The sequence below is a fragment of the Streptomyces sp. NPDC088747 genome (assembly GCF_044751025.1).
Taxonomy (GTDB): domain Bacteria; phylum Actinomycetota; class Actinomycetes; order Streptomycetales; family Streptomycetaceae; genus Streptomyces.
Window position 1 is genome coordinate 15,873 of record NZ_JBIVKZ010000023.1, and the last position, 26,286, is coordinate 42,158.

Here is a 26,286-nt window from a genome sequence, read left to right on the forward strand (position 1 = left end):
GCAGACTCAGCGGTGAGCGTTCAGCAGACAGTGGGACCGGACCCGTACTTCCCGGCCAACGGTGATCCCCGTTACCGGGTGCACCGGTACGAACTCGCGCTGGACTACCGCCCCGGTCCGAACCGGCTCTCCGGCACCGTGCGGCTCAACGCCATAGCGGGCCGCTCCCCGCTCACCGAGTTCCAGCTGAACCTGGCCGACTTCCGGATCGGCCGGATCCGGGTCGAGGGCAAGGCACCGCACTACACGCATCGCGGCGGCAAGCTGCGCGTCCGGCCCCCGAAGCCGATCCGGGCGGGCGCCGCCTTCACCGTCGAGGTGGCCTGGGCGGGCAATCCCAAGCCGGTGAACAGCCCCTGGGGCGGCATCGGTTGGGAGGAGCTGGAGGACGGGGCGCTGGTGGCGAGCCAGCCGGTCGGGGCGCCCTCCTGGTACCCGTGCAACGACCGTCCGGCCGACAAGGCCTCGTACCAGATCTCGGTCACCACGCCGTCCTCGTACTCCGTGGTGGCCGGTGGCCGGCTGCTGACGCGCACGACGAAGGCGTCGACGACCACCTGGGTCTACGAGCAGCCCGCGCCGACGTCCAGCTATCTGGTCGGCATGTCGATCGGGAAGTACCAGACGGTGCTGCTGGGCGATCCCGGCCTCGGCGGGGTGCCGCAGACCGGACATCTGCCCTCGGACCTGCTGCCCGCCTTCTCCCGGGACTTCGCCCGGCAGCCCGCGATGATGGAGCTGTTCGAGGATCTCTTCGGCCCCTATCCGTTCGGCGAGTACGCGGTGGTGGTGACGGAGGAGGAGCTCGATGTCCCCGTCGAGGCACAGGGGTTGTCGTTGTTCGGCGCCAACCACGTGGACGGGGCGCGGGGTTCGGAGCGGCTGGTCGCGCACGAGCTGGCGCACCAGTGGTTCGGCAACAGCGTGTCCATCGCGGACTGGCGGCACATCTGGCTGAACGAGGGGTTCGCGAAGTACGCGGAGTGGCTGTGGTCGGAGCGTTCCGGAGGCCGCGGGGCGCACCAACTCGCCGCCGTGGCGCACCGGAAGCTGTCCTCCAGGCCGCAGGATCTGCGCCTGGCCGATCCGGGGCGCAAGCTGATGTTCGACGACCGGCTCTACGAGCGCGGCGGACTCGTGCTGCACGCCCTGCGCTGTGCGCTCGGCGACGAGGCGTTCTTCCGGATGCTGCGCGGCTGGGTCGCCCAGCACCGGGGCGGCGCCGTCACGACGGCCGTGTTCACCGCGCACGTCGCCCGGTACGCGGCCGAACCGCTGGACGACGTGTTCGCGGCCTGGCTGTACGAGACGCCGCTCCCTCCGCTGCCCGCACCCGCGCGCCACCTGCCGGCGCGGCCCACGTATCCGCCGACCAACGCCGACCCGGCGTAGTCCTCGGCCCGGTCCTCCTCCCGGAATGGCGTCCATGAGCAAGCGTTCCTGCCCTTGCGGGCTTCCCCAGGCGTACGAGCAGTGCTGCGGGCGCCATCACTCGGGGGCCGTGGCCGCGCCGACCGCCGAGGCTCTGATGCGGTCGCGGTACGCCGCCTTCGTGCGGTGCGACGAGAAGTACCTGCTGCGGACCTGGCATCCGCGGACGCGGCCCTCGTCCGTCGACTTCGATCCCGGGATGCGCTGGACCGGTCTTGAGATCCTGGAGACGGCCGGCGGGTCGGCGTTCCACTCGGCGGGGACGGTGACCTTCCGCGCCTCCTACCGGGGCGGGTCGCTGTACGAGCGCAGCCGTTTCGAGCGGGTCGAGGGTGCCTGGGTGTACGTGGACGGCGACTTCGTCGAGTAGCCGTTACGGCGCCAGTACGTCCAGTTCCTGGAGGGCGCCGACGGTGATCTCGCGGGTGAGTGCCTCGGCGCGGACGGCGTCGCCCTCGCGTACGGCCTCCGCGACCTGGACGTGCAGGGTGACGGCGGCCGGGTCGGGGTCCTCGAACATGACCTCGTGCTCGGTTCGGCCGGTGAGGACCTCGGCGACGACGTCGCCGAGCCGGGCGAACATCTCGTTGCCCGAGGCGGTGAGGATCACCCGGTGGAAGGCGACGTCGTGGAAGAGGTAGCCCTCAAGGCGGTGGCCGCGTGAGTTGGCGACCATGCCCAGGGCACACTCGGTGAGTTCGGCGCACTGCTCGGCGGTGGCGTGTCCGGCGGCGAGGCCCGCGGCGATCGGCTCGACGGCGGAGCGCAGCACGGTGAGCGAGCGCAGCTGGTGCGGGCGGTCGGCGCCGGCCAGCCGCCAGCGGATGACCTGAGGGTCGTACACGTTCCACTCGACCTTGGGCAGGACCGTCACGCCGACGCGTCGGCGTGACTCGACCAGGTGCATGGACTCCAGGACGCGCACCGCCTCGCGCATCACCGAACGGGACACCTCGAAGCGCTGGGCCAGTTCGTCCGTGCGCAGGACGCTCCCGGGTGGGTACTCGCCCGCGGTGATCGCCGGACCGAGGGTTCCCAGTACGTGCTCGTGCAGGCCCCGGCCCCGTGTGCTCATGGAGCCAGCGTACGAGTCAACGGCTCGGATCAAAAAGTCAGACTTATATGTCACAGACTCTTGAATTTGTCGTACCTAATGGGTTTCAGTGGCGTCGACATCGGATGTCTCCATCGGATGTCCCACATGTCGACGAAGACGATGAGGACAGCGAGAGCATGCAGCTGACGCAGACCCCGCATGTCGTCGTGATCATGGGCGTGTCGGGCACGGGGAAGACCACCATCGGTCCCCTGCTCGCGGCCCGGCTCGGCGTTCCGTACGCCGAGGGCGACGACTTCCATCCCCCGGCCAACATCGCCAAGATGTCGGCCGGCACCCCCCTGACCGACGACGACCGGTGGCCCTGGCTCGACGCCATAGGGCGCTGGGCGCACGAGCGGGCCGGCCTCGGCGGCGTGGTCAGCAGTTCGGCGCTGAAGCGCGCCTACCGGGACCGGCTGCGGGCGGTCGCGCCCGATGCCGTGTTCGTGCACCTCACCGGCGACCGCGCGCTCATCGAGGAGCGGATGAGGCAGCGCCAGGGGCACTTCATGCCGACGGCGCTGCTCGACTCCCAGTTCGCCACCCTCCAGCCGCTGGCGCCGGACGAGGCGGGCGTCGCCGTGGAGGTCACCGGTGATCCCGGGGACATCACGGAACGGGCCGTGGCCGCGCTCGCCGACCTGCCGCCGTCCTCGCGGTAGTCCACCCCTCTCACCTCACCACTGTTCTCACGTAGGGAATCACCGTGACCAGACTCAGCGTCGAGTTGCTGGCAGCAGACCCCGTGGAGCCGATCACCTCGGCGGGCCACGCTCAGCTGGGCATCGCCGTTCTGGCGGGCATCGCCGTCATCGTGCTGCTCATCACGAAGTTCAAGCTGCACGCCTTCCTGGCCCTGACCATCGGCTCGCTCGCCCTCGGCGCCTTCGCCGGGGCTCCGCTGGACAAGGCCATCACCAGTTTCACCGCCGGACTCGGTTCGACCGTCGCCGGCGTGGGCGTCCTGATCGCGCTGGGCGCGATACTCGGCAAGCTGCTCGCGGACTCGGGCGGCGCCGACCAGATCGTCGACACTATCCTCGCCAAGGCCGGCGGACGCGCGATGCCGTGGGCGATGGTCCTGATCGCCTCGGTGATCGGACTGCCGCTGTTCTTCGAGGTCGGCATCGTGCTGCTGATCCCGGTCGTCCTCATGGTCGCCAAGCGCGGCAACTACTCCCTGATGCGCATCGGCATCCCCGCCCTCGCGGGCCTGTCCGTGATGCACGGCCTGATCCCGCCGCACCCCGGCCCGCTGGTCGCGATCGACGCGGTGGGGGCCAACCTCGGCCTCACGCTGGCCCTCGGCATCCTGGTCGCCATCCCGACGGTGATCATCGCGGGGCCGGTCTTCTCGAAGTACGCCGCCCGCTGGGTGGACGTCCCCGCGCCCGACAAGATGATCCCGGTGCGCGCCTCCGAGGACCTGGAGAAGCGCCCCGGCTTCGGGGTCACCGTCGCCACCATCATGCTGCCGGTCGTGCTGATGCTGGCCAAGGCGCTGGTGGACATCGTCGTGGACGATCCCACGCACATGGTGCAGCGGGTCTTCGACGTCATCGGCTCGCCGCTGATCGCGCTGCTCGCGGCCGTGATCGTCGGTATGTTCACGCTCGGCCGCGCGGCCGGCTTCACCCGGGACCGGCTGTCGACGACCGTCGAGAAGTCGCTCGCCCCGATCGCGGGCATTCTGCTGATCGTCGGCGCGGGTGGCGGTTTCAAGCAGACGCTGATCGACTCCGGCGTCGGTCAGATGATCCTGGACATCTCCAAGGACTGGTCGATTCCCGCGCTGCTCCTCGCCTGGCTGATCGCGGTGGCGATTCGGCTGGCGACCGGGTCGGCGACCGTCGCCACCATCTCGGCGGCCGGGCTCGTCGCTCCTCTCGCGGCGGACATGTCCACCGCGCACGTCTCTCTGCTGGTGCTGGCGATCGGTGCCGGTTCGCTCTTCTTCAGCCATGTCAACGATGCCGGGTTCTGGCTGGTCAAGGAGTACTTCGGCCTGAACGTCGGCCAGACCATCAAGACCTGGTCGGTCATGGAGACGATCATCTCGGTCGTCGCGGGCGGGTTGGTGCTGCTGCTCTCGCTGGTGATCTAGGGGTACGGGCCGGGTTTTCTCGCCCCCTCCGCCCCTTCCCGTCCCGTCCCTGGGGGCTGCGCCCCCAGACCCCCCTTTCGCGCTGACGCGCTCGTCCTCAATCGCCGGACAGGCTGAAAAGGATTTAGCCCCTCCGGCGTTTGAGGAGCGGGGGTTCGGGGGCGGAGCCCCCGAGTACGGGACGGGCAGGGGCGGAGGGGGCGAAGAAGGCTACGGGCGCCAGAGGGGGTGCTCCCGGTCTGCCCAGTCCTGGGGGACCGAGCCGGTGCGGAGGCCTCGGCGGGCCTCCGGGTCGCCGAGGGCCATGCCGATGTGGCCGGCGAGGACGATGCCGATCGTCAGGGCGAGCCAGTCGTGGACGAAGGTCGCGCTGGTGCGCCACATCAGGGGCGTGAGATGGGTGAACCACATCAGCAGCCCCGTGCCGAGCATGACGAGCGTCGCCCCGGCGATCCACGCGGCATAGGTCTTCTGACCGGCGTTGAACTTCCCGGCGGGCCGGGCCGAGGGCCGGGGATCACGGCGCAGGACCGCCCGGAACCACTGGCGGTCGTGCGGCCCCCAGCGATTGAGCCGCCCCAGGTCCGCGCGGAAGGCACGGGAGGCGAGCCCCGCCAGGACGGGCAGCGGAAGCAGCAGCCCCGCCCACTCGTGGAGCCGGACCACCAGCTCACGGCGGCCGACCAGCTCGGCGAGCTGAGGCACGTACAGGCACGCGGCCGTCACGACGCACACGCCCATGAGCAGGGCGGTGAGCCGGTGCACCCAGCGCTCGGCGCGGCTGAAGCGCCGTACACGGGAGGAGAGGGCGGGGGCGTCGTCGACTCGTAGGTTCGTCATCAGCTCGTGGGCTCGTCGTCGCGTCCGTTGGAGCGGCCGACCCAGGCGTCCACGTCGTAGCCCCGTTCCTCCCAATACCCGGGCCGGACCTTCTCGGTGACCGTGATGCCGGAGAGCCACTTGGCGGACTTGTAGAAGTACATGGGGGCGACGTAGAGGCGGACCGGGCCGCCGTGGCTGTGGGCGACGGCCTTGTCCTGCATGCGGTGGGCGACCAGGACGTCCGGGCGGCGGGCCTGTTCCAGGGTGAGGCTCTCCGTGTAGACGCCGTCGAAGCAGGTGAAGCGGATCGCGCCGGCCGTGGAACGCACCCCCGCGGCGTCCAGGATGGCGGACAGGCGGACCCCCTCGAAGGGAGTGGCCGGGACCCGCCAGCCGGTGACGCACTGGACGTCCTGCACGAGCCGGGTCTGTGGCAGTGCCTTCAGGTCGGCCAGGCTGTAGGAGGCCGGTCGGCGGACCAGACCGTCGACGGTGAGGCGGTAGTCCGTGGCGTCCTTGTGGGGAACGGAGGAGGCCACCGAGTAGTAGCGGAAGCCGCCCCCGTTGGGGAGGAGACCCGTCAGGCCGGTGGGGTCCTTGTCGGACGCGCCGGCGAGGAAGGACTCCATGCCGCGCTGGAGGGTGGGCGCGGCGAGCACACCGAGCGCGCCGAGTCCGACGGTGCCGAGGAACACCCGGCGGCCGACCGGCACGCCCCGCTCCTCGGGGTGTTCCGGTTCCCGTGCCTGCGGCCGCTCGGGTCCACGCGCGGCGGGATGTTCAGAGTTCACCCACTGATTCGAGCACCCGCGACCCCCCGGAGGCCAGGGGCAGCGGGTGCTCGTCAGAATTCCGTAACCACTTATTACGCGCTGTTGGGACGCGCGCGTCGCACGGTGCCGGAAAACGCGCTGTTCACGGCATCCGGGCCGCCGGTCAGCCGACCGACCCGGCCGCCGCCCGGCCCGCCGTACGTCCGGAGAACAGGCAGCCGCCGAGGAAGGTGCCCTCCAGGGAGCGGTAGCCGTGGACGCCGCCGCCGCCGAACCCGGCCGCCTCGCCCGCCGCGTACACCCCCTCCAGCGGGTCCCCGCCCTCGGTCAGCACACGTGAGGAGAGGTCGGTCTCCAGACCGCCGAGGCTCTTGCGGGTGAGGATGTTGAGGCGGACGGCGATCAGCGGGCCGGCCTTGGGGTCGAGGATGCGGTGCGGGGTCGCCGTACGGATCAGCTTGTCGCCGAGGTACTTGCGGGCGCCGCGGATCGACATGACCTGGAGGTCCTTGGTGAACGGGTTCGCGATCTCCCGGTCGCGCGCGACGATCTCGTGGCGCAGCGCGGCCTCGTCGATGAGGGGTTCCTTGGTGAGCGCGTTCATGCCGCGGACGAGCGCGCCGAGGTCCTTCTCGACGACGAAGTCGGCGCCGTTGTCCATGAACGCCTTGACCGAACCGGGCACATCGGCGCGGGCCCGTCCGATGACGTCCCGGACGGACTTGCCGGTGAGGTCGGGGTTCTGCTCCGAGCCCGAGAGTGCGAACTCCTTGCCGATGATCTTCTGGTCCAGCACGAACCACGTGTAGTCGTACCCGGTCCGCATGATGTGTTCGAGCGTGCCGAGGGTGTCGAAGCCGGGGAAGAGCGGCACCGGCAGCCGCTTGCCGCGGGCGTCGAGCCAGAGGGAGGACGGGCCCGGCAGGATGCGGATGCCGTGATTCTCCCAGATCGGGTTCCAGTTCTGGAGGCCCTCGGTGTAGTGCCACATGCGGTCGCGGTTGATGAGGCGGCCGCCGCTCTCCTCGGCGATGGCGAGCATCTTGCCGTCGACGTGCGCGGGGACGCCCGCGACCATCCGCTCCGGCGGGTTGCCCAGCCGCTCGGGCCAGTTGGCGCGTACGAGGTCGTGGTTGCCGCCGATGCCGCCGGAGGTGACGATCACCGCCTGGGCGCGCAGTTCGAAGGCGCCGCTGACGGTGCGGCTGCTCGCCTGGCCGCGCTCGATGCCGGACGGTTCCAGGATCTCGCCGGTGACGGTGTCGACGGCGCCCGCGCTGCGGGTCAGGCCGGTGACCCGGTGGCGGAACTTCAGCTCCACGAGGCCCCGGGCGACACCGGCCCGCACGCGTCGCTCGAAGGGCGCGACCAGGCCGGGGCCCGTCCCCCAGGTGATGTGGAAGCGGGGCACCGAGTTGCCGTGCCCGTTGGCGTCGTAGCCCCCGCGTTCGGCCCAGCCGACCACGGGAAAGAAGCGGACGCCCTGCCGGTGCAGCCAGGAACGCTTCTCACCGGCCGCGAAGTCGACGTACGCCTCGGCCCATTTCCGCGGCCAGTGGTCCTCCGCACGGTCGAATCCGGCCGTGCCCATCCAGTCCTGGAGGGCCAGCGCGTGATTGTCCTTGATCCGCAGGCGGCGCTGTTCGGGCGAGTTCACGAAGAAGAGCCCGCCGAAGGACCAGTGCGCCTGGCCGCCGATCGACTGCTCCGGCTCCTGGTCGAGGAGGATCACCTTGCGGCCTGCGTCGACGAGCTCGGCGGTCGCGGCGAGCCCCGCGAGGCCCGCTCCGATCACGATCACATCTGCGTCGTAGGCCATGGGCCCGTCCTCTCGGCATACCGACGGGCCGGACCGGTGCCGCCACGAAGGGCGTCACAAGTCACGCGATGAGGTACATCATGGGACATGAGATACGTCATGGCTGACTCATGAGGGCTTCGTCACGAACGGATCGGCTTCGTCGCTGATTGATGAGACATTGATGGTGCGGAAGGCGGTGGTCGCCGAGGTGCCCGACCACCCGTTGTTACTGATCGGTCAGATCCTTCGGCAAGAGGAGTGACCGAGTCAACCGCCCGGATCCGGGTACTGTCGGGGCACGCCCCGGCCCATGGCACCGAGGTCGGCGCGAAACGCACCCGTGGCCCGCACCGACTCCCCGACGTATCGAGGTGCACAGCGTGTCGGTTCTCGTTCTGGTCCTCTCCGTGAGCGCGGCCTGTTGCCTGGGCTTCGGGTTCGTGCTCCAGCAGAACGCCGCCTCGCACGCCCCCCTCAGCGACTTCCTCTCTCCCCGCCTGCTCCTCGACCTCATCCGGGTCCCCCGGTGGCTGGGCGGCATCGGGCTCATGGTGTGCGGCATGGTCCTCGGCGCGATCGCCCTGGGCAAGGGCGAGATCTCCCTGGTGGAACCCCTTCTGGCCACGAACCTGCTCTTCGCGCTCGCACTCTCCCGCCACCAGACGAAGCAGCCGCTGGGCCGGCAGGGCTGGGCCGGTCTCCTGCTGCTCGCGGGCGGCGTCAGCGCCTTCATCGTGGCCGGTCAGCCGGAGGGCGGTGACGCGGTGAGCGATCCGCTGCGGCACTGGCTGATCATCGGGATCATGGTCGGCCTCGCGCTCATGATGACCGCGTACGCGAAACGGACCCGGCTCAGCTCCGCGCCCGTGCTGCTCTCGCTGGCCGCGGGCCTGCTGTACGGCGTGCAGGACGCCCTCACCCGGGTCAGCGGGCAGCGGTTCGGCGAGGGCGGCTGGACCGAACTGCTCACCGGCTGGCAGCCGTACGGCGTTCTCGTCCTCGGCGTGACGGGGCTCGTGCTGGTGCAGAGCGCCTTCGAGATGGCGCCCCTGCGGATGTCGCTGCCGGCCCTCACTGCGGCCCAGCCCCTGGCCGGGATCGTCTGCGGGGTCGGGTTCCTCGGCGACCAGCTGCGCACGGACACCGGGGCACTCGCCTGGCAGGCGGCGGGGCTCGCGGCCGTCGTGGCGGGCATCGTGCTGCTCGGACTGCATCCGGCGATGCCACGTGGGACGTCCGCCAAGAAGCCGACGCTGGACCTCCAGCCGCACTGAGGGGCCCCGGTACCCGGCGCGGCTCCTCGGCGTTCCCGGCCCTGCTTGGATGGGGGCATGAGCGCCGCTGACGAGATCCTCGACATCGTGGACGAGAACGACCAGGTCACCGGGCAGTCCCCGCGCGGGGAGGCCTACGCGCTCGGGCTGCGTCACCGGTGCGTGTTCATCCAGGCCCGGGACGCCGAGGGCCGGATCTTCGTGCACCGCCGGACACCCACCAAGCTGGTGTTCCCCTCCCTGTACGACATGTTCGTCGGTGGAGTGGTCGGGGCGGGCGAGACGTACGACGACGCGGCCCTGCGGGAGGCCGAGGAGGAACTCGGCGTCTTTGGGCTCCCGCGTCCCGTGCCCCTCTTCAGGTTCCTCTACGAGAACGGGGCCGGCCAGAGCTGGTGGTGCGCCGTCTACGAGGTCCGCTGCGATCTCCCGGTCGACCCGCAGGTCGAGGAGGTCGCCTGGCACGAGTTCCTCCCCGAGGACGAGGTGGAGCGCCGGCTCACCGACTGGACCTGGGTCCCGGACGGCCTCGCGGCGTACGAGCGGCTCAGGGACTACCGCAGGCAAGCCTGATCGGCTCCGGACGCGCTCCCGCCGAGGGCGTTCGCCAGCGCCTGGGCACGGGCGTGGGCGGGGTCGCCGCCCAGGTACGGCGGCAGGGCGCGCGGGCTGTAGTGCCCGTCACACACCGCGAGCGGGCTCGAGCCCGCCGTGCCCCCGCTCAGCGGGCTCCCGCCTCGCGCCGTCCACGTGGGGCCGTCCCAGAACGGGTGGTCGAGCAGCCGCCGGGCCACGCCGGGCGCCGCCCCCGTCGCGACCCCGACCGCGGTCAGCGCACCGGATATCCGCGCCTGAGCCTCGGCCACCGGCACGTCCGCGTCCCCGAAGGCCGGCAGCAGGAGGAGGAGCCGCAACGCGGGGTCGCGCACGCCCTCCGCCCGCGCGGGTGCCGAGTCGGCGACCGCGACCAGCTCGGGCCAGGACAGTCCCGGGCCGCTGAAGTGGCCCTCGAGCGAGGCCAGCGGCACGTCCCGGTCCCAGTCCGGGTGAGTGATCAGGTAGTCGGTGCCGGGGTCGTCGGGGAAGTTCCGGTGGACCGTCCACAGCAGGTGTCTTCCGGCCAGCGGTATGCGGTACGCCGGCCAGACCTCCCGCGCGCTGTAGAGCGCCTCGGTCGCGGCGTCGACGTCCGCCTCGTCGGCGCCGAAGAGCTCGGGCTCCTCCATGAACTCGTCCCAGGCCGGCAGGAAGTAGGCGGGCCAGAAACCGGCAAGGCCGAGCAGCTCCTCGGCCGGGGCGATGCCGTGGCCGGGCGCGGCGTACCGGGCCAGTGACATGGGAACATCCATGCGCCGAACGGTAGCGAGCCGCACCGACAACCCTCCCGGTAGGGTCCAGGGCGTGATCGGATTCGTACGTGACGTCCAGCTGTGGTTCGCGCCCCGGGACGCCGACGCGGAGGGCAGCACGCCCGACTACCGGTTCTCGCTGGCGAACGAGCGGACCTTCCTGGCGTGGCTGCGTACCGCGCTGGCGCTGATCGGCGGCGGCTTCGCGGTGGACCAGTTCCTGCCGGATCTGCGGTGGGGCTGGCGCGTCGGCCTCGCGCTCGCCCTGCTCGCGGCGGGCGTGCTCTGCTCGCTGCGCGCGGTCAATCACTGGGTGCGGTGCGAGCTGGCGATGCGGAAGGGCGAGGACCTGCCGGTGTCGCGTTTTCCGGCCGTGCTGAGCATCGTGGTCGCGGTCGTCGCCGTGGCCATGGTCGTCGTCGTGTTCGCCGGCTGGGAAGGATGACGGGGCCCGCCCGGGACGGGAGCCGGGGCGCGGACCTGGGCGGGGGCCAGGGTGGTGACCGGGGCGCGGGAGGGCCCGCGGAGACGGGCGCGGAACGGGATCCCGGCCTGCAACCGGAGCGGACGCGGCTCGCGTGGCGGCGTACGACACTGTCGAGCACCGTGGCCGCCGTGCTGGCCGCGAAGACGACGCTGCACGGTGGCGGATCGGTGACCGGGGTGCTCGTCTGCGCGCTGTGCTGCGCGCTCTGGCTGACCTTCCTCGCCATCGCGCACCGCCGTATCCGGGTGCTCGCGGCGGCGACCGGCGGGGAAGGGCCGCCGGCGCTCACCCCCCGGCACGCGACCGCCGCGACCCTGTGCACGGTGGCGCTGGCGGTGTGCGCCGCGGCGCTGGTGTTCTGAGGAACGAGCCACGGGGCGGCCGGAGTCCAGGGGACTTACGGGACGGCCGGAGTCCAGGGGAACTTACGGGACGGCCGGAGTCCAGGGGAACTTACGGGACGGCCGGTGTTCAGGGTGCGGCCAGGCGTCCCCGGACCGGGACCGGAACGAGGACCCGCACCTCGTCGGACCCCGGATCCGTACCGGCGTCGGACCCGCGTCGAGACCCGGACCAGGAACCAGCCCAGCGGCGGGACCCGGACCGGCAGCCAGCCCCGGACCGGCAGCGGCACCGCCTCACTCCGTCCAGTCCACCGTCACCACGATCTTCCCCCGTGTACGGCCCTCCGCGCTCAGCCGATGGGCGTCGGCCGCCCTCTCCAGCGGGAACGTCTCGGCGACATGGACGGAGACGACACCCCGCTCGGCCAGCTCGGACAGGTGCTGGAGGTCGTCGGCGGCCGGGCGGACGAAGTAGTAGCGGCCGCCGAAGGTGACGACGTCCGGGTCGGCGATGGAGGCCAACCGGCCCTCGGGAGCGAGCAGTTCGGCGGAGACCTTCATCGTCTCGCCGCCGATCGTGTCGAAGGCGGCGTCGACACCGTCCGGTGCGAGCGCCCGTAACCGCTCCGCGAGACCCTCGCCGTAGGTGACCGGCTCGCCGCCCAGGGACCGTACGAAGTCGTGGTGGTCCACACCTTCTGGCCGTCAATGACGTACTCGTCTCCATCCCGGCGGGCGCGGGGTTCGGCTCGCTCGCCGTGCCGATCGCGCGGGCGCCGAGGTGCCGGGCGAGCTGGACCGCGATCGAGCCGACGCCGCCCGCCGCGGCATGGACGAGTACGGTCTCGCCCGCCTGCACGTCGAGGACCCTGATCAGCACCTGGTACGCGGTGAGTCCCACCAGGGGCAGGCCCGCCGCCTCCTCGAAGGAGAGGTTCAGCGGTTTGCGGGCGAGGGTGCGCACGGGGGCGGCGACGTACTCGGCGAAGGTGCCGCGGGAGAGGAAGTCCTCGCGGGCGTACGCGATGACCTCGTCGCCGACCTCGAACTCCGTGACGGCCGCGCCGGGTTGGACCACCACGCCGGAGACGTCCCAGCCGGGGATCACCGGGAAGACCGCTTCCAGCATGCTGTCGAGCCTCCGTGCCCCACAGGCGGCACGCAAGCCGGAATAGGATGATTTGAGGTGCTTTTTGCCGCTAGTCTGAGCCGTCGTTCCCCCCCCTCTCAACCACTCTGAAACCCTCCGAAGGTGAGCGCCATGACCACCCTCCACGCCGAGCACTCCGCCCACGAGCACGCCCACGGCCCCACCTGCGGGCACGCCGCGGTGCGGCACGGCGATCATGTCGACTACGCGCACGACGGGCATCTGCACCGCGAGCACTCCGGGCACTGGGACGAGTGCGAGCCGAGCGGGCACACCGCGCACGCCGACCACGGGCACCAGCACGGCGCCGACTGCGGACACCCCGCGGTCGAGCACGGCGACCACGTCGACTACGTGCACGACGGCCACCGGCACGCCGAGCACGAGGGCCACTGGGACGACCACTAGAACGGCCCGGCCACCCAGAACGGCCCGGTCACCAGGCGTCTCCCCCGATCCTCGGCCTCCGGGCCCCGGGGGAGACGCCGATCACGTTTCGCACACCCGCTGGACGACATACCGACTGGTCGGCATCATAGTCATGTCCTGTTTCCCCGCGTGTAGGAGCGACGATGTGCCCAGACCATCCGCCAGGTCTTGATCTCGACCGGTTGCGTGCGCTCCTCGACCGCGAGCGGCCCGGACTGGCGAACGGCCCGCTGACCGGCCGGCTGATCGAGGGCGGACGGTCGAACCTCACCTACGAGGTCACGGACGGCGCCGCGAAGTGGGTCGTACGGCGGCCGCCGCTCGGGCATGTGCTGGCCACCGCGCACGACATGAGGCGCGAGCACCGGGTGATCAGCGCGCTGCACCCGACGCCGGTGCCGGTGCCGCGCCCGTTGCTGCTGTGCGAGGACGAGTCGGTGCTCGGATCGCCGTTCTACGTCATGGAGTTCGTGGAGGGCACGCCGTACCGCACCTCGCAGGAGCTCGCCCCTCTCGGCCCCGAGCGCACTCGTGACGCGGTGCTCGGACTCGTGGACACGCTGGTCGAGCTGCACGCGGTGGATCCCGCCGAGGTGGGCCTCGCCGACTTCGGCCGGCCCGAGGGCTTCCTCGACCGCCAACTGCGCCGCTGGGGCAAGCAGTTGGACGCCTCCCGGAACCGCGAGCTGACCGGGATCGACGAGTTGCACGCGGCCCTGGGCCGCGCGCTGCCCGACTCCCCCGCGTCCACCGTCGTGCACGGCGACTACCGGCTCGACAACGTGCTGATCGGCCCCGACGACCGGATCAACGCGATCCTGGACTGGGAGATGTCCACGCTCGGCGACCCGCTGACGGACCTGGGGCTGATGGTCATGTACAGCCACCCGCTCGAACTGCCCGACTCCCCCATCAGTACGACCGCTTCGGCCGCCGGGCACCCGGATCCGGCCGAGATCGTCGAGCGGTACGCCGCCCGTTCGGGGCGCGACGTGTCGGCCGTCTCCTGGTACACGGCGTTCGCGTGGTTCAAGCTCGCCGTGATCCTGGAGGGCATCCACTACCGCTACACGCAGGGCCAGACGGTCGGCGCGGGCTTCGACCGCATCGGCGAACTCACCCCCGTCTTCATCGAGCACGGCCTGACCACCCTTCAGGAAGGCTGACCCGCAATGGACTTCGCATTCGACGCGCGCACCGAGGAACTGCGCGGGAAGCTGCTCGCCTTCATGGACGAGTACGTCTATCCGGCGGAGAGCGTCGCCGAGGAGCAGCGCGCCCAGCTGGCCTCTCCGTGGGACACCCCGGCCGTGGTCGGGGAGTTGAAGGCCGAGGCACGCCGGCAGGGCCTGTGGAACCTCTTCCTGCCGGACTCCGAGTACGGCGCCGGGCTCACCAACCTCCAGTACGCGCCGCTGGCCGAGATCACCGGCCGCAGCCCGCATCTGGCGCCCACCGCGCTGAACTGCGCGGCGCCCGACACGGGCAACATGGAGGTGCTCACGCAGTTCGGCGACGAGCAGCACCGCAAGCAGTGGCTGGAACCGCTGCTCGCGGGTGAGATCCGTTCGGCGTTCGCGATGACCGAGCCCGAGGTGGCCTCCTCCGACGCCACGAACATCACCACGCGCATCGAGCGGGACGGCGACGAGTACGTCATCACCGGCCGCAAGTGGTACATCTCCGGTGCGATGAACCCGGACTGCAAGATCTTCATCGTGATGGGCAAGACGGACCCGGAGGGGTCCGACATCCGCCGTCAGCAGTCCATGGTGCTGGTGCCGCGTGACACCCCGGGTGTGGAGATCCGGCGCGCCATGCAGGTGTACGGCTACGAGGACCACTCGCACGGCGGGCACGCCGAGGTCGCCTTCCACCAGGTCCGGGTCCCGGTGGCCAACCTGGTCGGCGAGGAGGGCGGCGGTTTCGCCATCGCGCAGGCGCGGCTCGGTCCGGGGCGGATCCATCACTGCATGCGGCTCATCGGCATGGCCGAGCGGGCGATCGAGCTGATGTGCCGCCGGGCCGTGTCCCGTTCCGCCTTCGGCAAGCCGCTGGCCCAGCAGGGCGTGGTCCAGAACTGGATCGCCGACTCCCGGGTCGCCGTCGAGCAGTTGCGTCTGCTCGTCCTGAAGACCGCCTGGATGATGGACACCGTCGGCAACAAGGGTGCCCACACGGAGATCCAGGCCATCAAGATCGCCACTCCGCGCACGGTCGTCGACATCCTCGACAAGGCGGTGCAGCTGCATGGCGCGGGCGGCGTGAGCCAGGACTTCCCGCTGGCCGAACTGTGGGCGAGCGCCCGGACGTTGAGGCTCGCGGACGGCCCCGACGAGGTGCACCAGCGGTCGCTGGCCCGGCGGGAGATCAAGAAGCACCTCTGACACCGCGTCACCCGTGGGACACGACGGGGCCGTTGGCGGCTGCGCGCCCCAACGGCCCCGTCGTCCTCCGGGCCCCGTCGTCCCCCGGGCTCCGGGACTTCAGGAACGCAGCGCGCGCAGCAGCAGGTCCGCCAGCTGGTCGGCGACCTCCTGCTGGGTGAGCGGGCCGTCGGGGCGGTACCACGTCGACAGGTGGTGCACGGAGCCGAAGTGGTAGTCGACGACCAGGTCGGCCGGAGTGGCCGTGGAGAAGACGCCCTTCTTCTGGCCCTCCTCGACCAGCGCGCGGAAGCGCTCGTGGTAGCGGCGGCGCTCGGCACGCACCTGCTTGAGCTTGTCGGGGCTGAGGTGGTGCATGGAGCGGAAGAAGATCGCCGCGTCGTCGAGGTTGTCGATGGTCGTGACGACGACGTCGGCCGCCGCGCCCCGCAGCCGGTCCTCGACGGGCGCGTCGGAGTCCGCGAACGCGTCCAGGCGCTCCTGCTGGAGGCGCAGCACGCGCGCGTAGACCTCGTGCAGGAGGTCGTCCTTGGAGCCGAAGTAGTGGTAGAGCGCCCCCTTGGTGACACCCGCCGCCTCGACGATCTCCTGCACGGAGGTCCGGTCGTAGCCCTGCTCGGCGAAGAGCCGGGTGGCGGCGGCCAAGAGCCGCTGCGGGACGGGCGTGCCGTCACCGTCCGTAGTTCTGGGCACTGCCGCCACCTGCCTTTCTCGATGTTCTGCCGTGCTACTTGCTCTGTTGCGGTCGGGAACGCAGTTCCCGACGGAGGATCTTCCCACTCGCCGTCTTCGGCAAGTCGGGCAGGATCTCCACCTGGCGCGGATATTTGTAGGCGGCCAGTCTCTCCTCGCAGTAGGCGGTGAACGTCTCTGGGGCCTCGTCGGCCCCCGGCCGCAGGCTGACGTACGCCTTCACTGTCTCGCCGCGGTACCCGTCGGGTATCCCGACGACGGCCGCCTCGCGCACCGCGGGGTGGCTGTAGAGGACGTCCTCGACCTCACGCGGCCACACCTTGAAGCCGGACGCGTTGATCATGTCCTTCTTGCGGTCGACCACGTAGAGCCAGCCCTCGGAGTCCATGAAACCGATGTCGCCGGTGCGCAGCTCGCCGTCGGGGAAGGTCTCGGCGGTGGCTTCGGGGCGGCGCCAGTAGCCGGGCACGACCTGCGGACCCCGTACGACGATCTCGCCCTGTTCGCCGAGCGGCACCTCCTGGCCCGCCTCGTCCAGGATGCGTACGTCGGTGTCGGGGCCCGGCACGCCCACCGCGAGGGTGCCGGAGACCGGGTCGACGGGTGCCTCCAGGGCGGGCGGTACGGAGGCGCAGGGGGCGGTGCACTCGGTGAGTCCGTAGCCGTTGCGGATGTAGGGCCCGAACCCGGCCCGGAACTTCTCCACCAGGGCGGGCGGCAGCGGCGCGCCGCCGGAGGAGATGTTCGCGAAGGAGGCGAAGTGCGCGGGGGTGACGGCGGGGTGCGCGGCCAGGGCCATGAAGGCGGTCGAGGGGCCGACCGTGTAGAGGGGCCGGTGCTCGGCGAACGCGTCGAGGACGACGCCCGACTCGAAGCGGTAGGTGAGGACCAGGGTCCCCGTGCTCGTCAGACAGGCGGCGAGCTGGCAGACCATCCCGGTGATGTGGAACAGCGGCGCCATCGCGAAGTAGACGGGCGCCTCGGGCAGCGCGAGTCCGGTCCGCTGCCGCTCGGCGTTGTACATGATGTTGCCGTGCGTGTTGGTGGCTCCCTTGGGGGCGCCGCTGGTACCCGAGGTGTAGCTGATCAGCGCGATGTCGAAAGGGCCCGGGTCGCGGCCTTCGGGCGCCTTGTGGCCCTGCCGCGCGACGGTCACGAGGTCGTCGGCGTCCTCGGCGGCCGGGAGCCGTTCGAAGGTCAGCACGCGCGCGTCGCCGCGGGTCTGGAAGTCCAGCTCGCAGGCGGTGAGCGCGATCCGCACGGGCGAGTCGGCGGCCGTCTCGCGCAGATACGCGTCCCAGGCGCGGTCGGAGCAGATCAGTGCCGCGACCTCGCCGTCCCGCAGGACGTGGGCGACCTCGGCCGACTTGTACATCGGGTTGACCGGTACGACGATCGCGCCGGCCTTCCAGGCGCCGAGCAGGGCGAGCACGAAGTGCGGGGAGTTCTGGAGCACGATCGCGACCCGGTCGCCGCGCTCCAGGCCACGCGCGGCGAGGTGTCCGGCGACGGAGTCGCTCAGTTCGTCCACCTCGCGGTAGCTCAGCCGGCCGTCGAAGTAGGTGAGGGCGGGTCGGTCCGGCGCGGTGGTGACGGCGGCGCGCAGGGCGTGCACCAGCGAGTCGGGAGGGCTCACCGGTCCGCGCTGGACGTCGTTGAGCAGGTGCAGCCAGGGCTTTTCGGCGTACGGGGACACGGTCATCGGCCCGCCTCCCACTTCTGCTGGATGTGGTTCATGGTCGCCAGCCAGCGGTCGGGCTCGGTGGCCCGCGCCTGGTAGTAACCGGCGACCTCGGGGTGCGGCAGGATCAGGAAGCGGTCCTCCTCGATCCCGGCGAAGAGGGCGTCCGCGACGGCCTCGGGCTCGATGGCGGTGGGCTGGAGCACCAGGTCACCGGCGCTGCCGGTGGCGGCGAGCATGTCGGTGCGCACGCCCTGCGGACAGATCGCGTGGACCTTCAGACCGCGGTGGCGGTACGTCAGCGAGAGCCACTCGGCGAAGGCGTACGCGCCGTGCTTGGTGACGGAGTACGGCGCGGCGCCGATCATGGTGAGCAGTCCGGCCGCCGAGACGGTGGAGACGAACCGGCCGCTGCCGCGCTCCAGCCAGGCCGGGAGCAGTTCGTGGGCCGCCCGCACGTGCGCCATGACGTTGACGTCCCAGGCGAGCGACCAGACCTGCTCCTCGGCGGCCTCGGTCCCGCCGGAGCCGACGCCCGCGTTCGCGCAGTACACGTCGACCGTGCCGCCGAGCGCGTCCCTGGCGTCCGCCACGATCGTGGACGCGTCGCCCGGGACCGCGAAGCCGCCGATCTCGTCGGCCACCGCCTTGGCCCTGGCCGCGTCCAGGTCGTTGACGACGACTCTGGCCCCGGCGGCGGCGAAGCGGCGGGCGAGCGCGGCCCCGATACCGCCCCCCGCTCCGGTGACGATCACTCCGGCATCCTGCACGGCTTCCACCATCGGTCTCCTTCGACGCGACGAGAATCGGCTCTGCTCGCAGCACGGCTACCGCTGCGTCCGCCAGACTAACCAGTCGGTATGTAGCGAGGGAAGGGGGGCCGGGGAGCGCCCGCAGGGGCGCGGGGTGTGACATTCGCGGCGCCGCCGCGCGGGCGCGACCAGCCACGGGCGGCCCGCGGCTTCCGAACCACCGGCGGAGCGCCTAGCGTGCCCGTGCCAGCCTTCCGCGATCACGGAGGTCACACCATGCGCTTGTCCAGACGGGCACTGCTCGCCGCCGGTACCGCCGCGGCGGCCCTGACGCCGGTACCGGCGTCGGCGGAGGAATCCGGCGGCCGCAAGCTGCGTACCGGCTTCGAACGCCTGGCCGCGGGCGGTTACGCCGTCCTCGACGGACAGCGCGTCGGCGTCGTCACCAACCCCACGGGGGTCACCCGCGACGTCCGCCACATCGTCGACGTCATGCACGCCGACGACCGGGTGGACCTGATCGCCGTCTTCGGCCCCGAGCACGGCTTCCGCGGCACCGCGCAGGCGGGCGGCTCGGAGGGCCGCTACGACGACCCGGCCACCGGACTGCCCGTCTACGACACGTACTTGAAGAGCGGCCGGCCGCTCGCCGACATCTTCACCGCCTCCGGCGTGGACACCGTCGTCTTCGACATCCAGGACGTGGGCGCGCGCTTCTACACCTACATCTGGACGCTGTACGACTGCATGGAGGCGGCCCGGCTGGCCGGCAAGCGTTTCGTGGTGCTCGACCGGCCGAACCCGGTCACCGGCCGGGCGGCCCAAGGGCCCGTCCTGCACAAGGAGTTCGCGACCTTCGTCGGACGGGAGCCCATCGCGCAGGCGCACGGGATGACCGTGGCGGAACTGGCCCGGCTGTTCAACGGGGAGTTCCTGACGGCGCCGGTACCGCTGGAGACCGTCCTGATGTCGGGCTGGCGGCGCTCGGACTTCTACGACACCTCGGGCCTGCCCTGGGTGCCGCCGAGCCCGAACATGCCGACGGCCGACACCGCGTTGGTGTACTCCGGGACCTGTCTCTTCGAGGGAACGAACCTGTCGGAGGGCCGGGGTACGACCCGCCCGTTCGAACTGCTCGGCGCCGAGGGCATCGACCGGCACTGGGCCGAGGCCGCCGCCGGACTCGGCCTGCCCGGGGTGGACTTCAGGGAGGCGTACTTCGCTCCCACCTTCTCCAAGTTCCAGGGAAAGACGATCGGCGGGGTGCAGATCCACGTCCACGACCGGGCCGCCTTCGACCCCGTCCGGACCGGTGTCGCACTCCTGGTGACCGCCCAGAAGGTCTGGAGCGGCTTCGCCTGGCGCACCGACAACTGGATCGACAGACTCACCGGGTCCACGAGCGTCCGCACCCTGATCGACGCGGGGGCGGCCACCGACGAGGTCGTCGCCGCCTGGCAGGACGAACTGGCGGCGTTCCGGCGCGTGCGCGGGGAGTATCTCCTTTATCGGTGAGCCGTGACTGTCGCCCGTCGTGGCTGTGAGCCGCGACGGGATCCGCGGCGGCGTCACGGCCCGCGCGCGCGGACAACGAGTCCGGGACGAGGACTCGTTGGCCGACACGGACGGGTACCGCCTCACACCGTCACCGGTGCGACGTGAACTCCACCACCTGCTGGTAGGTCGGACGGTTCTGCCAGCTGATGCCGTAGTGCTTGATGCCGCCGAGGGTGCGGTGGATGACCGAGTCGGCGCACCACTGGTTGCCCGCCGCGCAGCTGTCGTCGCCGGGGTAGACCTGGGCGGCGGTCCTGCCCGCCGCCTCCTTCAGCGTGCTGATCAGGACGGTCCGGCAGCCGGTGAGGGTGCCGCCGCCGCAGTACTTCTGCGCCAGACCGCCCTGCACCGGTTCACCGAGCACCGCCCGGATGTCCTTGTCGACATAGCTCCACCATCCGTACTGGAAGGAGCTTCCGGCGTGCGACCCGGTCGGGCCGTGTCCGGCCGAGGGCGCCTCGTCGATGGGAAGGTTCCCGGTGATGGCGGTGTAGAGGTCGGTGCCGAGGCCCGGTTCGAACTCGGCCTTCACCAGCAGCGGCCACCAGGCGTCCAGGATGCGGATGGCGTCGGCGTGGGCGTAGGTCTTCGAGCCCAAAGAGGTCTCCGCGCGCTTCGAGCCCGCCGTCACCCAGGCGGACAGCTTGCTCACCGCCGCCGCGGCCGCGGTGTCGGTCACCGGCTGGCTGTTGACGACCTTGAGCAGGTCGGGGAGCACGTCCTCCCCCCGCAGGTCGGCGACCGCGGCGTCGGCCATCGCCTTCACGAGCGCGGATCTGGTCACGCCTCCCGCGGTCACGAGTCTCTTCACCCGGTCGTCGATGAGGTTGCCGCGATGGACGGAACCGTTGCCCCACGGGGCCGTCGTGTAGTCCTTGGCGACCTTGTTGTTCCAGGAGATGTAGTAGTCCTGGTCGATGGAGTTGGGGTGCGCCGACGGGGCGGTGTAGGTGGCGGTGTTCGTGGCCGGATTCCATCCCTGCCAGTCGTACGGGGCCTGGGCCCACACCGGGAACTCGGCGTCGATGCCGGTGGCGCGGACGGGGTTGTCGCCGCTGTTGTAGTACGCGGTGTGGTTCGCGTCCGCGTAGAACCAGTTGAAGGTGTAGTTGATGTGCTGCGTCGCGGCCTGGAAGGTCTGCGGGCTCTTGACGTAGTCGGGGTCGTTGAGCATCTGGAAGCCGATGATCGAGTCGGCCTCGTGCATGTAGGAGGAGCGCAGGGAGGTGTAGGCGACCTTCTTGCCGCCGACCGTCGCGCGGTACTCCACCGGGCCGTACCTGGTCCGGTAGACCTGCATGCGGTACGAGCCCGCGGCGGTGCCGTCGGCGACGGTGGGCACCCAGGCGTTGGTCTGCTCGACCTTGTCCATGGCCGTGCAGGTGCCGTGGTACAGGTAGTGGTAGTCGTCCTGGCACAGCTCGACGGCGTACGTGTCGATGATGTCCTGGCCGGAGGTCGTGGCGCTCCAGGAGTAGTCCTGGCCGCGGCCGAGTTCGACGTAGAAGCTCAGTCCTGCGAACGAGGCGCCGCGGGCGCTGAGCCCCGGGCCCTGGATCTCCTGGAGCATGAGGAGCTGCGGCGCGAAGTAGCCGGTCTGGGGACCGAAGACGGCTATCGGGTGGCCGCTCGCGGTGTGGTCGCCGCTCACCACCAGGGCGTTGGACATGCCCTTCCTGGCCGAGGACAGGGCGGTGTCGGCCGCCGCGGCCGAGGTCCTGGCCGCGGCCGTGGTGGCCGCGCTGCCCGTGCGGTCGTAGACCAGCGGCTCCTGCGTCACCGTGCCGGCGTCGGGCAGCGCCTGGCCCTGGGCGACGGCGGGCTTCGTCGCGTACGGGAAGCTCTGGCCGTCGTGCAGGGTGAGGGCGGCCTCGGGGTCGTTGCGCTCGCGGAAGGACTCCCAGACCCTGGTGCCCTCCGCCACGCCGTACTTGGACTGCGCGGCCAGCAGCGAGATGGCGTTGTTGACCTCGCCGCCGCCCCCGGAACCGAAGAGCGCGCCGATGACGGAGGCCAGCGCGACCAGGTCGGTGAGCTTGAAGTGCTCGATGGTCCCGGCGTTGGTGATGGAGTCCTTGTGGCCGGTCAGTACGTACTCGCCGGGGAAGTAGCGGCCGCTGTCCGACGCGTCGATGTAGGCGTTGACGCCGGCGAGGTAGGCGTTGACGTCGGCGAGCGCCTGCTGACCGCGGGCGCCGTTGTTGGCGGTGACGCTGTCGATCTGGGCCTGGAGTTCGGCCTCGGTGTAGGGCGCGGTCCGCCAGAACTGCTGCTCAAGGGCCTGGTTGGAGGGGGCGCCGCCGGCGAAGGGGGTCAGCTTGCCGCGTCCGACGTGCCGGAAGACGTCCATGAGCCACAGCCGGTCCTGGGCGGCGGCGTACCCGGCGCCGAACTCGGTGCCGTAGCGGGTGGTGCCGGTGATGTGGGGAACACCGGTCTTCTTGTCCCGGACGATCGTGACGTCGGTGCGTCCGGCGGGCTTCGTGGTCGACTCCACCTGGTCGGCCGGGACACCGAACGAGGCGTCGTTGAAGAAGTCGTTGATCTTGGTGTCGGTGAGCGCCGAGTAGCCCGAGGCCAGGTTCGCGTAGGGGCCGAGCTGGTCCTCGGCGTGCGCGGGCTGGGTGCCGAAGACCTGGTTGAGCAGGATCTGGGCGAGGGTGGCGTTGCCGTTCTCACCGGGCGGCAGGATGTCCGAGCACTGACTGCCGCAGTAATCGCCGGCCGCCGCCGTGATCCCCGTATCCGCGGCGGATGCCTGGGTAAGGGGAGTCAAAAGACCGGCAATGAGCAGGCATACAGATGTCGTCTTCAGGAACTTGGGCAATCTGCGGGGAGTTCTCAGTCTGTCCAGGATGGTGCGTGGGGTGCGCCGTGACATGGCAGCTCCTCGCGACGGGGGTGGGCCGGACGTTACCGCCGGTATCCCCGAGTTTGAAGATGAACATGCGTCACTTTTTCGGATCGGGTACCCGGTGAGAGGTCCCGCACCTCGGGGCTCCGCCCGCGAGGGCATCCGACAGGTGGACAACAGGCAGCTCACAGAGTGCGGAGGTACTCCATGAGGGGTTCGGCAGATGGCTTATGGGAGGTCATCGGAAATCGGATGGAGCCGAATCGCTTGTCGATACGTCTATTCGGCGAAGTCCGTACGACGACGCCGAAGTGACCGAAGTACAGGTACAGGTGTGACGGAGGTGCAGGGCGATGGCCGGTTTCCGGAGTCTGGCGAGACAGGTGCGAGATCCGCGGAGTGATCTGGCACTGCGACGCTACTCACTGCGCAAGTGCCTTGAGAGGTTCGCCCCTTACGGGCACCGGGCGACCTGGGACCACTTGAGCTCGCGGGCCGGGTTCGGTCCCGAGGACCGCTCCCCCGACCCGGCGCGGCTCGTGGCCGCACTGGACGAGTTGGAGGAGGCCCGCTCGGTCTGGCTCGCCTATGAGGTCGGGTTCGCCGAGCGGCGCAAGAAGGAGAAGCACGACGGGCTGCGCAGGCCGGGCAGCGTGGACGACTGGCACCGGCTGACCTGGGGCGGCTTCGGGGTCGCGTGGTGCGACGACCCGCGGGTCCACCCCCATGAACCACTGGCCGAGGTGCTGCGCCGGCTGATCGCCGCGTTGGAGCGCGAGCCGGGCGCGGTGTGCCCGGTGTGCACGGGCGAGCGCCTCGACTGGAAGTACGACCTGGCGCACGAACCGTCGTCCGGTCCCGTCTGCACTCGCTGCGGGATCGTGGTGCCGCGGCCCGTTCTGACCCCGGAGGCGCTGGCGGAGGCCCGGCGCGGACGGCAACTGCTCGTCTCGGCGTGAGGGCGCCAAGCTTTCACGCGTACTGCCGGTGAGCCGTCCGCCGTGGGCCGTCCGAGGCCGGGCGGGCCGTCCCGCCGGGTGATCGATGTCGGCCCCGCGCCCTTGCCGGGCGGCGTACGACCGTGGGGTCGTCGCCGATGGTCGATGGCGGATGCCGCGGTGGTGTCCGGGGCGGGGGCATGGATGTCCTCGGCCCGCGTGTGGTCTGGTCGCGGCTTGCGCGTGCCCTGTTCTCGGCGTGCGCGGGGTCTTCAGTGCCGGGTGCCGCTTGGGTCGGTAGTCGGGAGTCGGGAGTCGGGAGTCGGGAGTCGGTGGGTTGACGGCCGGCGTCCGGATGTCAGTGGTGGATGTCACCATCGGGGCATGGTGCAGGTCTGTCTGAACGGAGCCCGGGGCGCCGGTGACGGTGCCGCCGTGCCGCTGTCGCCCGGCTCGATGGCCGCGTCCGCGGTCGAGGCCGTCGCGGCCGGCGCGTCCGACATCCACGTCCATCCCAAGTCGCCCTGCGGGCACGACACGTTGTCGCCCAAGGCGGTGACCCCGACGATCGAGGCGATACGGGCCCGGGTGGGCGTGACGGTCGGCGTGACCACCGGCGCCTGGGCCGAGCCGGACCCGGCGGCCCGCCTGGCCCGCGTCCGTTCCTGGACGGTGCTGCCCGACCACGCCTCGGTCAACTGGCACGAGCCGGGCGCCGAGGAGGTCGCGGCGGCGCTCATCGACCGCGGGATCGGTGTGGAGGCGGGCATCTGGTCCGGTACGGAGGGCGCCGCGCGGTTCGCGGTGTCGCCGCTCGGGCCACGGGTGCTCCGGGTGCTGGCCGAGGTGGTGGACACCTCGGCCGACACGGCGGAGGATTCGGCGCGCGCCCTGCTCACGGAGCTGGGCGGCGCCCACGGCCGCCCCGTCCTGCTGCACGGCATGGAAGGCGGCACCTGGCCGGTGCTCCGGCTCGCGGGACGGCTCGGCCTCGCAACTCGGATCGGCCTGGAGGACACCTTGCTGCTCCCGGACGGCGAACGGGCCGTGTCCAACGGCCAGTTGGTGGCGGAGGGACTCGTCCAGCACCGGCTCGGGAGAGAGCGGCGTTCGTCGTGATGAGTCGAGACGCTAGCAGCCGTGAATCCGTTCGTTCCAGCCCTTTCCCGCCCGGACACTTGGGGGCGATGAGAGACAGCCGATGAACCGTGGGAGTGCCCGATGTCGACACTGCGCGTCACCGCCGAAGTCCTGACCATCCATGAGCATCCGAACGCCGACGCGCTCGAACTGGCCCAGGTCGGCCTGTATCGAGCCGTGGTCGCCAAGGGCGCCTACCGCACCGGCGAGCGGGCCCTCTACATCCCCGAGCAGTCCGTGCTCCCGGCCGGGCTGATCGAGGAACTGGGCCTGACCGGGCGGCTTGCGGGGAGCGGCTCGGACCGGGTCAAGGCCGTGCGGCTGCGCGGCGAGTTGTCACAGGGCATCGTCTGCCTCCCGAAGGCGGTGGCGGACGTCGACCTGGCGAAGGCCGTCGAGGACGGTACGGACTTCGCGGAGGCGCTCGGCATCGTCAAATGGGTACCGCCGATCCCGCCCACCATGAGCGGTGACGTCGAGTCCGCGCCCGACCTGCTGCCCTGGGTCGACATCGAGAACATCCAGCGGTATCCGGGCATCTTCACGCCGGGCGAGCCCGTCGTCCTGACCGAGAAGCTGCACGGCTCGGCCTGTCTGCTCACGTACCTCGCGGACGAGGGACGCGTCCAGGTCTCCTCCAAGGGCTTCGGCTCCAAGTCCCTCGCCCTCAAGGAGGATCCGCTCAACCTGTACTGGCGCGCGCTGCTCGGCCATGGCGTCCCCGAGATCGCCGCCCGGCTCGCCGAGCGGCTCGGCGCGCGCCGGGTCGGCGTCTTCGGCGAGGTGTACGGGGCCGGAGTACAGGACCTGTCCTACGGCGCCGACGGCCGCAGGGAGACGCTCGGTTACGCCGTGTTCGACGTGTCCGCGGACATCGACGGCGAGGTCCGCTGGCTCGACGCGGCGGCGCTGCTCGAAGGCGAACTGCCGCTGGTTCCCAGGCTGTTCGAGGGCCCGTACGACATCGACCGCGTCCTGGAGATCGCCTCCGGGCGGGAGACCGTCTCCGGGCGGGGGCTGCATCTGCGCGAGGGGGTGGTCGTACGCCCGGCCACCGAGCGGTACAGCCCGGTGACGGGCGGCCGGGCCATAGCGAAGGCGATCAGCCCCGCGTACCTGACGCGGAAGGGCGGCACGGAGTACGAGTGAGAAGTAGGGAGTAAGAAGTAGGGAGCAGGGAGCCTCAGCGGGGCCCGTCGGGTGTACGGGGCCCGGGGTGCC

24 protein-coding genes and 1 pseudogene are annotated in these 26,286 nt (G+C 71.0%); 15 read left to right on the forward strand and 10 right to left on the reverse strand.

The annotated features are described in order from the left end of the window. Positions 1-12: 12 nt before the first annotated feature. Positions 13-1,392 carry a M1 family metallopeptidase gene (locus ACIP79_RS37745; protein ID WP_401231242.1) on the forward strand — a complete coding sequence of 460 codons (1,380 nt, stop codon included), beginning with the start codon at positions 13-15 and terminating at the stop codon, positions 1,390-1,392. A gap of 34 nt (positions 1,393-1,426) precedes the next feature. Further along, positions 1,427-1,801 carry a YchJ family protein gene (locus tag ACIP79_RS37750; RefSeq protein WP_401231245.1) on the forward strand — a complete coding sequence of 125 codons (375 nt, stop codon included), beginning with the start codon at positions 1,427-1,429 and terminating at the stop codon, positions 1,799-1,801. Between the two features lie 3 nt (positions 1,802-1,804). Here ACIP79_RS37750 and ACIP79_RS37755 read toward each other — a convergent pair whose 3' ends face one another. Continuing rightward, positions 1,805-2,506: a FadR/GntR family transcriptional regulator gene (locus ACIP79_RS37755; protein WP_401231247.1), complete on the reverse strand. Its 702-nt coding sequence runs from the start codon at positions 2,504-2,506 to the stop codon at positions 1,805-1,807. 158 nt (positions 2,507-2,664) lie between these two features. Between ACIP79_RS37755 and ACIP79_RS37760 the strand changes: the two genes are divergently transcribed. Then, a complete protein-coding gene (locus ACIP79_RS37760; protein WP_401231250.1) occupies positions 2,665-3,192 on the forward strand; it encodes a gluconokinase in 528 nt (175 codons plus the stop codon). A 44-nt stretch (positions 3,193-3,236) separates the two neighbouring features. Then, positions 3,237-4,634 (forward strand): gluconate:H+ symporter, encoded by a 1,398-nt coding sequence (locus tag ACIP79_RS37765; protein ID WP_401231253.1) that lies wholly within the window; start codon positions 3,237-3,239, stop codon positions 4,632-4,634. A 210-nt stretch (positions 4,635-4,844) separates the two neighbouring features. On the opposite strand, the gene ACIP79_RS37770 is transcribed toward ACIP79_RS37765, so the two are convergent. The 3 genes from ACIP79_RS37770 to ACIP79_RS37780 all read right to left on the reverse strand — a co-directional run bounded on the left by ACIP79_RS37770 (position 4,845) and on the right by ACIP79_RS37780 (position 8,048). After that, the gene (locus ACIP79_RS37770; protein WP_383689269.1) at positions 4,845-5,474 is read right to left on the reverse strand and encodes a cytochrome b/b6 domain-containing protein; all 630 of its coding nucleotides are present in this window, start codon (positions 5,472-5,474) and stop codon (positions 4,845-4,847) included. Beyond that, on the reverse strand, positions 5,474-6,247 hold the full coding sequence (locus ACIP79_RS37775; RefSeq protein ID WP_401231255.1) for a molybdopterin-dependent oxidoreductase: 774 nt from the start codon (positions 6,245-6,247) through the stop codon (positions 5,474-5,476). The genes ACIP79_RS37770 and ACIP79_RS37775 overlap by 1 nt, the downstream gene beginning before the upstream one ends. Positions 6,248-6,392: 145 nt before the next feature. Beyond that, positions 6,393-8,048, reverse strand: a complete 1,656-nt coding sequence (locus ACIP79_RS37780) for an FAD-binding dehydrogenase (protein WP_401231258.1) — start codon at positions 8,046-8,048, stop codon at positions 6,393-6,395. Positions 8,049-8,410: 362 nt separating this feature from the next. On the opposite strand from ACIP79_RS37780, the gene ACIP79_RS37785 reads away from it, so the two are divergent. Both ACIP79_RS37785 and ACIP79_RS37790 read left to right on the forward strand, forming a co-directional pair. Beyond that, entirely contained in the window at positions 8,411-9,304 is an 894-nt protein-coding gene (locus ACIP79_RS37785) for a DMT family transporter (RefSeq protein WP_401231261.1), read from the forward strand. 57 nt (positions 9,305-9,361) lie between these two features. After that, positions 9,362-9,877 carry an NUDIX hydrolase gene (locus ACIP79_RS37790; RefSeq protein WP_401231264.1) on the forward strand — a complete coding sequence of 172 codons (516 nt, stop codon included), beginning with the start codon at positions 9,362-9,364 and terminating at the stop codon, positions 9,875-9,877. Here ACIP79_RS37790 and ACIP79_RS37795 read toward each other — a convergent pair. Continuing rightward, entirely contained in the window at positions 9,859-10,653 is a 795-nt protein-coding gene (locus ACIP79_RS37795; protein WP_401231267.1) for a hypothetical protein, read from the reverse strand. The genes ACIP79_RS37790 and ACIP79_RS37795 overlap by 19 nt on opposite strands. Positions 10,654-10,705: 52 nt before the next feature. Here ACIP79_RS37795 and ACIP79_RS37800 point away from each other — a divergent pair, with 52 nt between their 5' ends. Then, positions 10,706-11,098 (forward strand): YidH family protein, encoded by a 393-nt coding sequence (locus ACIP79_RS37800; RefSeq protein WP_383688193.1) that lies wholly within the window; start codon positions 10,706-10,708, stop codon positions 11,096-11,098. Continuing rightward, a complete protein-coding gene (locus ACIP79_RS37805) occupies positions 11,095-11,502 on the forward strand; it encodes a DUF202 domain-containing protein (RefSeq protein WP_401231270.1) in 408 nt (135 codons plus the stop codon). The genes ACIP79_RS37800 and ACIP79_RS37805 overlap by 4 nt, the downstream gene beginning before the upstream one ends. Before the next feature lie 276 nt (positions 11,503-11,778). Here the strand turns inward: ACIP79_RS37805 and ACIP79_RS37810 are convergent. Then, positions 11,779-12,622 (reverse strand): annotated as a pseudogene (locus ACIP79_RS37810) (NADP-dependent oxidoreductase); the annotation flags it as partial. Positions 12,623-12,745: 123 nt separating this feature from the next. Here ACIP79_RS37810 and ACIP79_RS37815 point away from each other — a divergent pair. From ACIP79_RS37815 to ACIP79_RS37825, 3 genes are all read left to right on the forward strand, one after another. Continuing rightward, positions 12,746-13,042 (forward strand): hypothetical protein, encoded by a 297-nt coding sequence (locus ACIP79_RS37815; protein ID WP_401231273.1) that lies wholly within the window; start codon positions 12,746-12,748, stop codon positions 13,040-13,042. Positions 13,043-13,206: 164 nt separating this feature from the next. Further along, positions 13,207-14,229 carry a phosphotransferase family protein gene (locus ACIP79_RS37820; protein ID WP_401231275.1) on the forward strand — a complete coding sequence of 341 codons (1,023 nt, stop codon included), beginning with the start codon at positions 13,207-13,209 and terminating at the stop codon, positions 14,227-14,229. Positions 14,230-14,235: 6 nt separating this feature from the next. Then, a complete protein-coding gene (locus tag ACIP79_RS37825; RefSeq protein WP_387188528.1) occupies positions 14,236-15,450 on the forward strand; it encodes an acyl-CoA dehydrogenase family protein in 1,215 nt (404 codons plus the stop codon). Between the two features lie 99 nt (positions 15,451-15,549). Here ACIP79_RS37825 and ACIP79_RS37830 read toward each other — a convergent pair whose 3' ends face one another. The 3 genes from ACIP79_RS37830 to ACIP79_RS37840 are packed head-to-tail and all read right to left on the reverse strand — an operon-like array spanning position 15,550 to position 18,606. Next, positions 15,550-16,143, reverse strand: coding sequence for a TetR/AcrR family transcriptional regulator (locus ACIP79_RS37830; protein ID WP_383688621.1), 594 nt, complete (start codon positions 16,141-16,143; stop codon positions 15,550-15,552). 34 nt (positions 16,144-16,177) lie between these two features. Then, positions 16,178-17,845, reverse strand: coding sequence for an AMP-binding protein (locus ACIP79_RS37835; RefSeq protein ID WP_401231279.1), 1,668 nt, complete (start codon positions 17,843-17,845; stop codon positions 16,178-16,180). Further along, entirely contained in the window at positions 17,842-18,606 is a 765-nt protein-coding gene (locus ACIP79_RS37840) for an SDR family oxidoreductase (protein ID WP_401231280.1), read from the reverse strand. The genes ACIP79_RS37835 and ACIP79_RS37840 overlap by 4 nt, the downstream gene beginning before the upstream one ends. Before the next feature lie 246 nt (positions 18,607-18,852). Between ACIP79_RS37840 and ACIP79_RS37845 the strand changes: the two genes are divergently transcribed. Beyond that, entirely contained in the window at positions 18,853-20,091 is a 1,239-nt protein-coding gene (locus ACIP79_RS37845) for an exo-beta-N-acetylmuramidase NamZ domain-containing protein (RefSeq protein ID WP_401231283.1), read from the forward strand. Between the two features lie 130 nt (positions 20,092-20,221). Here ACIP79_RS37845 and ACIP79_RS37850 read toward each other — a convergent pair whose 3' ends face one another. Further along, complete coding sequence (locus ACIP79_RS37850; protein ID WP_401231285.1) at positions 20,222-23,014, reverse strand: penicillin acylase family protein; 2,793 nt, start codon at positions 23,012-23,014, stop codon at positions 20,222-20,224. A gap of 326 nt (positions 23,015-23,340) precedes the next feature. Between ACIP79_RS37850 and ACIP79_RS37855 the strand changes: the two genes are divergently transcribed. The 3 genes from ACIP79_RS37855 (at position 23,341) to ACIP79_RS37865 (ending at position 26,214) form a co-directional block, all read left to right on the forward strand. Continuing rightward, positions 23,341-23,946 (forward strand): hypothetical protein, encoded by a 606-nt coding sequence (locus ACIP79_RS37855; RefSeq protein WP_383683356.1) that lies wholly within the window; start codon positions 23,341-23,343, stop codon positions 23,944-23,946. Between the two features lie 363 nt (positions 23,947-24,309). Then, the gene (locus ACIP79_RS37860; protein WP_401231288.1) at positions 24,310-25,044 is read left to right on the forward strand and encodes a 3-keto-5-aminohexanoate cleavage protein; all 735 of its coding nucleotides are present in this window, start codon (positions 24,310-24,312) and stop codon (positions 25,042-25,044) included. Between the two features lie 102 nt (positions 25,045-25,146). Further along, positions 25,147-26,214 (forward strand): RNA ligase (ATP), encoded by a 1,068-nt coding sequence (locus ACIP79_RS37865; RefSeq protein ID WP_401231292.1) that lies wholly within the window; start codon positions 25,147-25,149, stop codon positions 26,212-26,214. The last annotated feature ends 72 nt before the right edge of the window (positions 26,215-26,286 follow it).